Origin of the sequence: Leisingera sp. S132 (assembly GCF_025144465.1) — a bacterium.
Classification (GTDB): domain Bacteria; phylum Pseudomonadota; class Alphaproteobacteria; order Rhodobacterales; family Rhodobacteraceae; genus Leisingera.
In genome coordinates, this window is record NZ_CP083557.1 from 69,132 (window position 1) to 81,599 (window position 12,468).

Here is a 12,468-nt window from a genome sequence, read left to right on the forward strand (position 1 = left end):
ATCGAATTTTCCCGGTTGACCTGTGCCGCGGTTTAGCGCCCATATAGCCGCGATTTGATGACCAGACCCGTTGAGGAAAAATGCGCTTTTGTTCTGCTCTGAAACCGGGGGCCCTTGCCGCCGCTGCCCTTCTGGCCCAGGCCGCAGCCCTGACCGCCCAGGACACCGATCAGTTCCAGCTTGATCTGAACGCCGTCACCGAGACCGAAGCGGGGGATTGCCGCTTGACCTATGTTGCCGCCAACCAGTCCGGCACCGCCTTGGAACGCGCGTCCTACCAGATCGCCCTGTTTGACGGCGAGGGCGTGGTCAGCCGGCTGCTGGTCCTGGAATTCGGCGCCCTGGTGGAAGGCAAAACCAAGGTTCTGCAATTTGACCTGACAGGCACGCCCTGCGGCGCGATTTCACGGATTGTCGTCAACGACGCTCCGGCCTGCACCGCCAGCGACGGCAGCGAAAGCCCGCTGTGCATGTCCAGTCTTGCAGCCAGCTCCCGCACGCCGATCCAGTTCGGCATCTGACACCCGCCGCCATTTGTTTAACGGCGCGCCGCCTGCGGCCAGCCAAGGAGTGTTTTCATGACCGGTTTCCGGGGCGATTTGTTTGATCCCTTCACGCTGACAGTTTTTGCCGCACTGTTCCTGATGTCCTTCACGGTGCTGTCGGTCTTTTTCTTCAAGCTGCTCCAGTTTTCCCGCCTGGGCGTGGGCAAGCGCAGCATGGCCGAGAAAATCATCGACACCTGGCTGTCCGGCCAGGCCGAGGCCGCCATGCAGCAGGCCGCCGCGCGCCAGTCGGTTCTGTCCAGGGTTCTGCATGCCGTGTTTACCGGCCTGCAGGCCCGCCCCGGCGAAACGGCCTATGCCGAGGAATTGGGGCGGCAGACCGCCATTGCCGAACTCGCCACCCTTTCGGACCGGATGCGGGCCCTGGAACTGGCCGTGCAGGCGGCGCCCATGCTGGGTCTGCTGGGAACGGTGATCGGCATGATCGATGCCTTCTCGGTGCTGGCGCAGTCGCAGTCCACCGCGGATCCGGCCGCGCTGGCCGCTGGCATCTGGACCGCGCTCACCACCACCGCGGCGGGGCTGGCAATCGCCCTGGTGGCTTATTTCCTGGCCAATTGGCTGGACGCCCGGATCGAGCGGGAGCGCAACCTGATCGAGGTTCTGGTCTCGGCGGCCCTGCATGGCCGGGTCGGCCAGACTGCAAGCGCGCAGGCCCGGACCTGATGCAATTCAGCCGGCTCGGCCTCCCTGCGCCCCGGCAGCGCAGGGCATTTTCCCTCACGCCCTTGGCGGACATCATGTTTCAGCTGCTGATCTTCTTCATGCTGTCCTCCAGCCTGACCCCCTATTCCGTTCTGCCCCTGCACAGCAGCGGCCCGGTGGCTGACCGCCAGCCCGGTCCGGCGCAATCCGCTGCCGCCGCCCAGGCCCCGCAGGCCTCCGTCCCCGGCGGCACGGCCTTGTGGAACCTGGAGGCCGGCAAGCTGCGGGTGCAGGGACAGGACTTCCCCCTTGAAGCCCTGCCCGGCCTTGCCCGCAGCTTGCGCGAGGACAACCCCGAGGCAGCCGTTGTGGTCATCGTGAAGCCCTCAGCCAAGGTGCAGGACCTGACCACCGTGCTTGAACAGCTGCGCGTGACCGGGATTGCGTCGGTCCAGCTCAGTGCAGGAGCCGGCTGAAGATGCTGTCCCGGCGATCCCTGCTGCCGCCGCACAAGGCGCTGCGCACACCCGGCACTTCGCTTGCCATCGTCAATATCGTGCTGCTGCTGCTGTTCTTCTTCCTGGTCACCGGGTCCCTGCTGCCCGCGCCGGACACCCAGGTTCAGCTGCCAGCAACCCGGGAATTGCCGTCCGGGCATCTTCCCAGCCCGCTTCTGGAGGTCGGACCGGACGGCAGCTTGCGCCTCGACGGCAGCGCGATCACAGCCGCCGCCTTGCAGGCGGCCCTGCCCGCGGGCCAGGTTCTGCATGTGCTGACCGACAGCACCGCCCCGGCGCTGGACCTGCTGCACCTGCTTGCGCAGCCGCCGTTTCCGGATCTGGACATCCGGCTGGTCACCCGCCACAGGCAGGCCGGGTCATGAGCACTCTTCCCTATGGCAGTCCGGCCCGCAGGGGCTGGCTTGCCGCCGCCTGCAGCTCTCTGGCCGTTCACGCGGCCCTGGGCGCGCTTCTCCTGGGCGGCCTGCAGCCTCTCATCGGCCGCTTCGCACCGCAGACCGCGCCCCCGGAGGTCCGCGTCACCCTGCAGCGGCTGGACTCCGATACGCTGGCCGGCCTTGCCCTGCAGGACGGCATGGCGGGCGCAGAACCCCAGGCCGAAAGCGACCCCCTCTCGCCACAGCTTGCTCATGCGGCGGAGGAGATTTCTGACCTTGCCGAGCCTGCCGGATCGGAAGCGCCCGGATCGCCTGCCTCTGCCGCACAGCCGGCCCGGCAGGATCCCGGCCTGCACATTGCCGCGCCCGCCCCCGCCGCCGAGGCTGCTTCGCCCCTTCTGCCGGCAGAGACAGGCCCGCTGGTGCCGGAAACCCTTGCCCCGGTGGCGTCCGGCGGCACCGCGGTGTCAACCGCCACCGTGAATACAGGTCTCACCACCCTGCAGCCGCTGGCGGCCCTGCCCGGCGCACAGTCCGGCACCCCGGAAGAACCAGCCGCAGCAAAAACCCCGCCGCCGCCCCGCGCGCAGGACCTTGCAGTAAAGGACCTGATTGCCCGGATCCGCGCAAACGGCGGGCCGGACTGCCTGCTGGCCTTGCCCCGCAGGGACGGCCAGGACAGCGCCGGCCTGGAAATGCTTGCCGCCCGCGATGCCGCCTTCGGGCAGTTCACCCGATCTGTCTTGAGCGAAGACGACAGCGCCCTGCGGCAGACCCGGACGCTGCTGGACCCGCGCCAATGCCCGGCAGCAGAATACATCCGCCGCCACAGTGATTACCCGGCGACCCGGCTGGGGCTCCGGCTGGACTCCGGCAGGGTCGCCAGCGGCGGCCGGCTCACCGGCGTGCTGCGCGGCACTGCGGGAAAATACGTTGCGCTATTGCTGGTGGACAACAATGGCGTGGTCCAGGACCTTCAGCGGTTCCTGACACAGACAGGCAATGTCACCCGCTTCGACGTGCCGGTGACACTGGCCGGCCCGGTCCGCGACACGGCGCAGATGCTGATCGCCATCGGCAGCACCCGCCCGCTGCAGCAAATCCGCAGCCGCGACGGGCGTCTGGCCCAGGATGTTTTCACCGGCCTCACCGGCGATCTGTCCGGGTCTGCCGCCCTGGCCGTCACGGCCTTCGACATCAGATAAGCCAAGCCGGATCCAGCGAAGGCTGCAGCTTATCTGCAGTTGAAGATGTGCCCGCCACCTGTGCGCACCGGCGGGCAAGTGATGCAGAGAAACGGGAGCGGACTTGCGCCATGGGGCCGTCAGCGTGTTTGATGCGGAGGCAAGAGAACGGCTTTGGCCGCGCCCCTGCCCCAGCTGACAAAGGCTCCGCCATGAAACGCTCTGCCGTCAATGATCTGATCCGCGAAGGCGCCGCTTTCCTTGGCGCCTTCAACGTGCATCTGCCGCCCTTTGCCTATTGGACACCCGCGGAAATGGCAGCGCGGGACCACGCGATGATCGCCGCCCGCGGGCTCGGCTGGGATGTCACCGACTACGGCCAGGGCCGCTTTGAGGAGCTGGGCCTGTTGCTGTTCACCCTGCGCAACGGCCGCAAGCAGGACCTGGCCGCCGGCTCCGGCATGCTCTACGCCGAAAAGCTGCTGATCAGCCGCAGGAACCAGCTGTCGCCGATGCACCGCCACATCCACAAGGCCGAGGACATCATCAACCGCGGCGGCGCCACCCTGGTGCTGGAGCTGTTCGCCAGCGCCCCCGATGGCAGCATCTGCCGCCACAGCGATGTCTCCGTGCCCTGCGACGGGCAGATCCGCACCCTGCCCCCGGGCGGCCGTCTGGCGCTGGCGCCCGGCGAAAGCGTCACCCTGCTGCCCGGCGTCTGGCATGCCTTCTGGGGTGAGGACGGCGACGTGCTGATCGGCGAGGTCTCCACCGTCAACGACGACACCACCGATAATGTCTTTGAAATGGACATCGGACGGTTTTCGCAGATCGAGGAGGACGAGCCGCCGCTGCATCTGCTGGTCTCAGACTACGGGAGCTGGCTCCGGTGATCCTGTGCTGCGGCGAGGCGCTGATCGACATGCTGCCCGCCACGGCCGCGGATGACAGCGCCTGCTTTGCCCCCTGCCCCGGCGGCGCGGTGTTCAACACCGCCATCGCGCTTGGCCGCCTCGGCGTGCCCTGCGGCCTGGCCGCGGGCCTGTCGTCGGACATGTTCGGGCAGCGGCTGCTGGAGGCGCTGGAGGCCAGCCATGTCAGCACCGCGGGCTGCGTCATCAGCGCCCGCCCCTCGACGCTGGCCTTTGTGACGCTGGAGCATGGCGAGGCGCGCTATGCCTTCTATGACGAAAACACCGCAGGCCGGATGCTGGCACCGCAGGATCTGCCGCAGCCGGGGCCGGAAACCGCCGTGCTGTTCTTCGGCGGCATCTCCTTGGCCTGCGAACCCGCGGCTGAGGCCTTTGAGACGCTGGCCCTGCAGTCCCACGCAGAGCGGCTGGTGATGCTCGACCCCAACATCCGGCCCGCGTTCATCACCGAAGAGGCCCGCTACCGCCGCCGCCTGGAGCGGATGCTTGCGGTCAGCGACATTGTCAAACTGTCGGAAGACGACCTGGGCTGGCTGCTGCCGGGCACGGAACCCGCCACGGACAAGCTGGCCCGGGTCCAGGCCATGGGGCCGCCGGTGGTGGTGCTGACCCGCGGCAGCAAGGGCGCCGCGGCGCTGCTGCCCGGCGGCGGCCTGGTGCAGGTGCCTGCCCGCCCTGCCCCTGCTGCGGCATCAGGCGCAGGCGACACCGTGGGCGCCGGCGACAGCTTCAACGCAGGCTTTCTGGCGGCGCTTGCCCCGGACGGGAAAGCCAGCAAGCAGGCGGCCCGCAGCCTGACGCCAGAGGCCGCCGAAGCCGCGCTGCACCATGGCGCAGCGGTTGCCGCCGTCACCGTATCGCGCAGCGGCGCCAACCCGCCCTGGCAGCATGAGCTGGATCTTTGACCCTGGGCGGCAACGCTTCTGCCATCACCGGCCTTTCAGTCCACTGATCAGCCGCTAACCTGACTATGAACACGGTGCCGCGGCAATCAAATGCCTCGGCCAGCCGGCAGCAAATGGCTTGAGATCATAGGTGCCGAACCTCTGCAAAACATGCAGTCCTGCTTCTGCGATCAGACCGTCCAGTTCGCCGGCCGTGAAAATTTGCTGCGTATAACTTGAAGCCGCTGTGGTTTCTCCGCTCTGTATGTCTTCGATTCTCCAGCGTACAGACAGGGTTCTGCTTTCCTGTTCGTACTCCGAACGCTCCCAGGCACGCATACTGCGGCCAGACATCTCATCCAAGAAGGTTCTGATGACGGTTTCCGGAGAAGAAGGCGCAAGGAAACTGTCGTCAACATTGGCAACGTCAATGACAACCCGCCCATCGTCCGCACAATGGGCTGCAAATGCGGAAAGAGCGGAGATGACATCGCTTGGTGTCAAGTGCATCAGGGAGTTGAACGGGCAGACCACAACGTCAAAGCACTTCCCCAGATCAAAGGCCCTCATGTCCGCCTGCACAAAACACCCCTCCGGCAGCCGTTTCCGAGCCAGGTCAAGCATCGGCTCCGAGGCATCAATGCCGGTGACAGAAGCAGCGCTTTCCGCCAGCACCCGCGAGAGTGTTCCCGACCCGCAGGCAATTTCCAGAACGTTCAGCGCAGGCGGCAAAAAACTCCGGTAAAACTGGAACTCCTCATCCCGGCTGCCATGCAGTACATCATAATATCCGGCACATGCGTCGTAAAATTTCACGTTTCCGTCTGACATCTAAAACCCGCTCTCCGATTTGACTACCCGTTTAGCGGACATGGTGCTGATGAGCTTATCGCTTTTGGCTATGACAACCGGGCTAAAGGAGCCTGCAGGCAGGACGCAGACCCGGCGCATTGATCCTAGGCCGCCACCTCCGGCGGCCAGCTCCACAACCGCGCGGGGCGCAGAAACGCCGGAAATCCGCCAAAAAACCTTGGAATCCGCGGCGCCGCAAGGCCGCCAGCCTGAAAGCGCTCTGCCAGCTGCTTGCGTGTCAGAACCGGACGCGCTGGTGGCCCATAGCAGTTTTCTGGCGGCGTATCTTCAAGGCCCGGAACGCAGACCTTGAGGCGATGCCTGTCCTGCGGACTCAATATGCCTGTCGCAAAAGGTCCAGGATAAAAGCTCTCCGACGGAATCCCGTTGGAAATCAGCACCTCGTGCTGCCGGGTCAACAGGTGGAAATACCTTATCTTTTTATGGCCTCTGGCAAAGGATGCGAGATTTGTCTCTTCAGCAAGATGCTTGGCCCGTGCAAAAAAAGTCTCGCCGCTCTTGCGGCATTGCATCAGAATGCAGTGCTGCTGGGAAACCAGCAATGCACGCTTATTTCCAAGGCTCCCCGGTTTGATCCGTACCGGAACCAGATTTTGCGGAAGCGTTTCCGTCCCGTCGCCAAAGGCCGAGGATGCAACCCAGTGCACCTGTTGTATGCCATTCCCGACTGTGGTGACAAAATCTCCTGGCGCGATCTCCTCAACCGGGCGGCTGCCGCCCGGCGCCGCAAGCCGTGTGCCTTCCGCAAAGCAAACGAACCCCATCGCCATCAATTCCGGCCCCTCGTCCACCTGAGATGCCTGTATCCCGTCCAATGTGACCGTTTCACCGCCAGGAAATGACAGTATGGCGTTGCCTGTGCCGTCACCGTTGCTGTCGGTCACCGTGATGTCCCAAACCCGCACTGGTGCCCCGCCAGGGGTTGTCAGCTCTGAGATGTCAAACTGGTCAACCGTGGTGCCGTCGCCTTTGTCACTGAGGTCGAACCCGTAGATCGTGTCGTTGCCGCCATCCACATCGACGACCAGATAGTCACGGTCGGAGTCGCCTGCGACATCGATTATATCATCCCCGGTCCCGCCGTTGATGGTGTCCGAACCGCCCCCTGCAATGATACTATCCGCGCCGGCCCCGCCCAGCAGGAGATCGCCGCCCGTCCCGCCGGTCAAGGTGTCATCGCCCTCGCCACCGTCCAATGTTTCTGAGCCTGAGGACGGCAATGTGGCGAAGAATTGCGCCGGATCGGAGATGCCTGAACCGCCATCATTGTAGAACCGGAATGTCTGCGTGTTCCCGTTCGCATAGGTCACGGTGAAATCGGAGACGCCAGAGGTTGCATAGGTGCTGACGATCGACGCTGGAGTCTCGGAAAGTAAAACTTGGTCAATACCCGCATCGAATTTCAGGGCGGTTAGATGCGCTCCGTCGCTGGTGCTGGACACGGTGATCGTGTCGGATACGTCGTCGCTGCCGGTTGTGCCAGGGCTGCCGCCAAGGTTTATGGTGCTGGTGCCGCCCGAGCCCGGCGCCCACTCGAAATCATCCTGTCCATAGCCGCCCGAGCCGGTATCGCCATCGCCCACAAAAGTGGCACCCGGCGGCGGCGAGGCGCCGCCACTTGCGCTGAGCTGGTCATTGCCAGCACCGCCCATAAGCGTGTCGCCGCCGGAACCTGCCAGGGTATCGGACCCGTCCCCGCCAAACACCGCCTGGCCGGAACCATCGCCATCAATGCTGTCATCACCCGAAGTTCCCTTGACGGTATTTGCCGGGATGGTCTCCGCAACCGCGGTGCCGCTGGTGATATCCCACAAGTCCGGAACGAAATAAACATTGCCATCCTCGGCGAGGTGATAGGTGCCTGTATCTGTTATGTTTTCGTAGTAAAGCCCGTCATCCTCCATGATGCCGGACCACGTCCACTCACCGGCTCCAATTGTCCCGGCCGACGAAAAACTGGCCTGCGATACCGTGATGCTGTCCCCCGCATCCAGAATGCCATCTCCAAGTACGACCAGATAGCCAACCGGCATAACGCACCTCCGTTTTGCTTGCGCTACGCATTTGGCGGTTCAAGAATTTATGTGGGCTTAACGATCCCAGTTCCTTCCCTCAGGTCACCCTCAGAAAGTCCGGATCATATCAGGCTATTCTCTGTTGAGCAGCGCGCGACTGCAAAGCGCACGCATGTTGAGCAGACTTGACGCAGGCCAGGCTGGAGGACACAGAGTCCTCAGCCTTTCCCGCACCCCCGCTCCTTTGCGTCAGCTTATTTGAAGGCCAGTACACCCTGCGCAGCCAGCCAAGGCGCCCAGCGGGAGTGCCAGGCATGGAGCAGCGAAGAAAGTCCGTCTCTGGATGTGTAGGTCGGATAAGCCAGCATGGTGCGGATACCCGGCAGCTGAAGCAGCACCTCGGCGTAATGGTCAACCGGCAGGTCAGAACAATGGGTCAGCACCAGCCATGGCAGGTCGTGCAGCGGAGAAACCACTGTCTGGGTACCCGGGCAAATCAGGGTCCGGTTCATCGGCAGGATGCTTTCATGGCGCGCAATCTGTTCCCGCACCTCATCCGAGAGAACAAAGGCTCTCTGGCCATCACCTGCAGACGGCTGGAAAGGTCTGTTCGAAAACGCCACGAAGCTGCTGTTGTGCAGCATACGGGCCAGCGCATTCTGCGAATAGGCATCTGCTGCACGGCGGCCAATCGCCGTAAGAGGAATGCCCGGATGCGGTGCAGAAGATTTCCCCATCGCGTCAAATACTGTATGGAACCCTTCTCCAACGAGCAAATTTGCTACACTGGGGAGCAGTGTCAGATACCCCGACGGCATCTGTTTTGCTGGCTGCGGACCGGACTCTCCTGCGTCCATTCGAGAAAACAGCGACAAGGCAAAGGTGTTCTTCTCACGCAGCGCGTTAACGTCCTCCCAGTACAGCGGATCAGCAATGGGCAACGCCCGTTCGCCTACCGGAACAAGGCAGGCATCGGACAGATACGGGCCGCGGAACATCAGCCCGTCTTCCGCCATTTCCGAGGCCACCTGCAGGTGCGAAAAACAGCTCCAGTTCTGGCTAAGGTATTCGTGCCGCAGATAGGCGAGCTGGTCGCTCTCACCAGCGCCCAGGAATTGGCCTGCCGCACCGCCATGGGCGTACTGCATCATTTCCACGCCTTGCTGCAATGCTGTATCTTCAGGCACGCCTCGCGCGATGGCCTCCACCATCAAGCTGCGGACTTGCGGGATGCTCAGGCGTTCGGAGGACCCCAGGTTATAGCTTGCGGCGAACAGGCCTTGCGGCTTCAGGCTGCTGGAAACGATGCGCCGCAACGAGCGGCGCACTTCCGGCGCCACCCAGCTGAGAATGCCATGCGCCACGGCAAAATCCAGCGGCGGCAAAGCGTGCGCCTGAATCTCTTCAAAGGCAGAGGCAATGAAGGTGACATTTTTGACCCCCAGCTGGCGGGCATAGGCCTGTGCGGCCTCCATGTGCTCCGGCATCAGATCAATTCCAAAGAACTGGCCATGCGGCAAAGCTTGCGCAAGCATGATAACCGTCAGCCCGTACCCGCACCCGAAGTCGGCATAGGTGAACGGCTCCATCGGGTCCGGCGCAGCACTCCCGCCTGCCCGCGCCACCGCGGCCAGCCGACGGGGATCAAACTTCATGTGAATGCTCTTGGTATAAGCAGACTCCGTGTAATATCCGTGGTTATTCGTGACCGGACCAGCAGATGCCATGTGTTTAACTCCATTCTGACGCGCGGCTTAAGCACTTCCCTCTTGAATGACATCCGTGCCGCAGCAGGCATATCTGCCTGCATGGCGTTCCAGCACCGCCGCCCGCCCGATCAGCACGCCTGAGCGCATGAAAAAACGCCGGGCCTGAGCCAGGAAAGCGTGGCCTGCACATCAAGGCAGCAAAAGGAAGAAGCACTCAGGGCTGTGCGCTCTCTGAGCCACTGTTCGATAACGGCTGCCTATGGGCAATTCGGCTTTCCCGATACCTTTGCCTGCCGGAACAGGCCGGTGCCCGTGTTACGGTCCCGAAGCCTGCCCGGCCTGGACCTACGGGTCACCCTAAGTCATAGTCGACAAGGCGGCTTACCAGCGCCCGGTCATCTTCAGCTTCGGGCACGCTTGCGGGAATTTGCTCCAGGATGACCGTCGTGAACTTCTGCCTTGCATCATAGGACACATCTGCAACCCGGAAATGGCTACCCGGAGCGATGATCGCCTCGGCATAAGCCGTGCAATGCCCCAATCCGTTGGGCTCAATGCCCGTACGGTTCTCATAACTTGATTCCGGCTCCATCTTGTCCACCAGCGGTATGATGGTTTGCGGCTGATTGTACAGAACACAGACCTTTGGCGTCCCTCCAGCAACACCAGTTATCAGCCGGTGGCTGGCTGCAGTGAACGACATGGAGGTACTCACGATCGAGGGATCGGTGATGATGTCCCCGGGTTTGCCGATTTTTTCCAGAACAAACTCCCTGGAATTCTGCGGCTGCCCGTTAGCTGCGGCAGGTGGCTGAATGTACCGGTAGGCCCCGTTATAGGGCGACATGTCTGAAAACCTCAGCTGGTTGGCGGCCGCGGCTCTGGAATGATGGAGCTTATGCGCCGCGCCGCGAACCACCTTGGCCAGATCCTGTGCGGGATGGGATTTATCTCCGGCACGAAGCGCCTCGTTGATCGGCCGCGCAATATAGCCGGCCGCATACATGGCAGCACCGGTGCACTCGGCAAAACTCAGCACTTTGTTCATGCGGCTTTTGCAGACCCGTTCCAGCACGCTGAGTTTGTCTGTGGGCGTTTTCTCATCCGTCAGCTTGGAGCGGTATTGAAACTCCTTGCCCTTGACAGTGTAAGTGCTGTTCAGAAAGCGGCCGAGCTGCGGATCGCGTGCGGTCAGCTGCTCGGCGATTTTGTGAGACGTTTTCCTTGGAATCTCCGTGCTGGCTCCCTTCATGAGTTCGGCCATGACGCGAAATTTCGCAGCATCCGGCAGCTGCGAAAATTTCACACCCTGCCTGTCGGCAACTGCCCGTGACGTAAACCCCCTTGCGCCCAGGAGCGCCGGGTTCCTTTTCACTTCCGCCATGAGACCTTGCAGAAATCTCTCGCTCTCCCGGCCTCCGTCCGCCGCAGCATGTGCGGCCCTAGGACGGGCGCCAGCGGACGTGGCCTGCGGGTTCCGGTCCGCTGGTGCCGGCGTTTTGTCACCGGACCGGGCAGCTGCCGGCCCGGCTCTTGCCGGTTTGTTGCGCTCCGCATGCAACAGGATGAATTCGTCCGTTTCCCCGTCCCGTGTGAAAGTGCGACCGGTGGGCTGGCCGTTCAGGCCGATTTCCGCATAGATGCTTTCACGTCCCAGATGGCGCTGGCCGGTGGGTTTCACATCCGCCTTATGGCTTCTGCCGCTGGCATCAAAGAACGAAATACGGGAGATTTCCGCGTCACGCGGCAAAGATCCGTATTTTCCCGCAGCCGCGGTGGCCCCCGCCTCCTTCCATACCGCCTTGGAGGCAGCGCCCCGCGGCCCGTCGGCGGTGGTTTTGTCAGCCTTGGCCGCGGCAGAGCGGGCGGCCTTGGCTTCAGGCCGCCACTGCGCATTGTCCGCCGCTGCGCCATTAATTGGCTGCTGAACCGGTCTATTAGCTGGTACCGGAATCCGCATCCCGCCCGCCTCTGTCTGTTGCATCCCTGGAGCCGTCCGGCTCTCGTTTCCTGCTCCTAGCAAAAGCTGGGGTTATCCTGACATTTGAATTTCCTATCTGCCGCAGCCAAAGAGGCTGCGAAGGCAGTGGCGCCGACGCACAATGCCGCTTCCTCTGAAGCCGCGCTCAGTGCGTGCACGCGGGAATATAGCAAATTCTGATGAGGTTATCCGGCCGCCGTGGTGAATCATGGCAATTGTAAGGCGGCCCCTTTTGCAGCCACAATGTACTGCCGTTAGTTCATCCGCCTGCAAACAAACGAATTTATTAGGAGAACCGGTATGATAATGCAAATGATGATGTCGCTCATGAACATGATGCAACAGAATCAGGCCGCAGACCAGATTGGCGGCCAGGTCGGTGGCGCCAAGGATGATCTGAAAGCCCAGGGCGAAGATTTCACCAAACAGATGGATGAGCTCAAGAAGAAGGATGAGGAGCAAGACAAGCAGCTCCAGCAACTGCTTACTGCCATGAACCAGAACGGTGCACAGGGCGCCGGACAGCAGTGCGGCGGCGCCCAGGCCGGCGGCGGCGGTCAAGGCGGGCAGGGTTGCGGCGGCCAAAGCCAGGGACAGGGCATGGGCGGCTGCGGCGGGCCTCAGGCCGGCGCAATGGCGCACGGCATGGGCAGCGGCCAGGGTCCAAACTTCGGAGATATGCAGTTCAACTGACGCCGCCATCGATCAGAGCTCAACGTTAACTTCCTGCGTTTGAAAATGACCCCGCCCTGCCGGCAACCGGCAGGGCATTTCTCGTTGC

12 protein-coding genes are annotated in these 12,468 nt (G+C 63.0%); 7 read left to right on the forward strand and 5 right to left on the reverse strand.

What is annotated here, in order from left to right; all coding sequences use genetic code 11:
* Positions 1–80: 80 nt before the first annotated feature.
* The 7 genes from K3725_RS21315 (at position 81) to K3725_RS21345 (ending at position 5,130) form a co-directional block, all read left to right on the forward strand.
* Complete coding sequence (locus K3725_RS21315; RefSeq protein ID WP_260019034.1) at positions 81–521, forward strand: hypothetical protein; 441 nt, start codon at positions 81–83, stop codon at positions 519–521.
* A gap of 57 nt (positions 522–578) precedes the next feature.
* Positions 579–1,232: a MotA/TolQ/ExbB proton channel family protein gene (locus K3725_RS21320; protein ID WP_260019035.1), complete on the forward strand. Its 654-nt coding sequence runs from the start codon at positions 579–581 to the stop codon at positions 1,230–1,232.
* Positions 1,232–1,687: a biopolymer transporter ExbD gene (locus K3725_RS21325; RefSeq protein ID WP_260019036.1), complete on the forward strand. Its 456-nt coding sequence runs from the start codon at positions 1,232–1,234 to the stop codon at positions 1,685–1,687. The genes K3725_RS21320 and K3725_RS21325 overlap by 1 nt, the downstream gene beginning before the upstream one ends.
* A gap of 2 nt (positions 1,688–1,689) precedes the next feature.
* Complete coding sequence (locus K3725_RS21330; RefSeq protein ID WP_260019037.1) at positions 1,690–2,094, forward strand: biopolymer transporter ExbD; 405 nt, start codon at positions 1,690–1,692, stop codon at positions 2,092–2,094.
* A complete protein-coding gene (locus K3725_RS21335) occupies positions 2,091–3,314 on the forward strand; it encodes a serine/threonine protein kinase (protein WP_260019038.1) in 1,224 nt (407 codons plus the stop codon). The genes K3725_RS21330 and K3725_RS21335 overlap by 4 nt, the downstream gene beginning before the upstream one ends.
* Positions 3,315–3,505: 191 nt before the next feature.
* Positions 3,506–4,186: a D-lyxose/D-mannose family sugar isomerase gene (locus K3725_RS21340; protein ID WP_260019039.1), complete on the forward strand. Its 681-nt coding sequence runs from the start codon at positions 3,506–3,508 to the stop codon at positions 4,184–4,186.
* Entirely contained in the window at positions 4,183–5,130 is a 948-nt protein-coding gene (locus tag K3725_RS21345; protein WP_260019040.1) for a carbohydrate kinase, read from the forward strand. The genes K3725_RS21340 and K3725_RS21345 overlap by 4 nt, the downstream gene beginning before the upstream one ends.
* A gap of 63 nt (positions 5,131–5,193) precedes the next feature.
* On the opposite strand, the gene K3725_RS21350 is transcribed toward K3725_RS21345, so the two are convergent.
* The 5 genes from K3725_RS21350 to K3725_RS21370 all read right to left on the reverse strand — a co-directional run bounded on the left by K3725_RS21350 (position 5,194) and on the right by K3725_RS21370 (position 12,389).
* The gene (locus K3725_RS21350) at positions 5,194–5,925 is read right to left on the reverse strand and encodes a bifunctional 2-polyprenyl-6-hydroxyphenol methylase/3-demethylubiquinol 3-O-methyltransferase UbiG (RefSeq protein ID WP_260019041.1); all 732 of its coding nucleotides are present in this window, start codon (positions 5,923–5,925) and stop codon (positions 5,194–5,196) included.
* A gap of 140 nt (positions 5,926–6,065) precedes the next feature.
* Complete coding sequence (locus tag K3725_RS21355; protein ID WP_260019042.1) at positions 6,066–8,015, reverse strand: Hint domain-containing protein; 1,950 nt, start codon at positions 8,013–8,015, stop codon at positions 6,066–6,068.
* Between the two features lie 236 nt (positions 8,016–8,251).
* Positions 8,252–9,652 (reverse strand): class I SAM-dependent methyltransferase, encoded by a 1,401-nt coding sequence (locus K3725_RS21360; protein ID WP_260019043.1) that lies wholly within the window; start codon positions 9,650–9,652, stop codon positions 8,252–8,254.
* A 406-nt stretch (positions 9,653–10,058) separates the two neighbouring features.
* On the reverse strand, positions 10,059–11,690 hold the full coding sequence (locus tag K3725_RS21365) for a hypothetical protein (RefSeq protein WP_260019044.1): 1,632 nt from the start codon (positions 11,688–11,690) through the stop codon (positions 10,059–10,061).
* A gap of 69 nt (positions 11,691–11,759) precedes the next feature.
* Positions 11,760–12,389, reverse strand: coding sequence for a hypothetical protein (locus tag K3725_RS21370; protein WP_260019045.1), 630 nt, complete (start codon positions 12,387–12,389; stop codon positions 11,760–11,762).
* Positions 12,390–12,468: the final 79 nt, after the last annotated feature.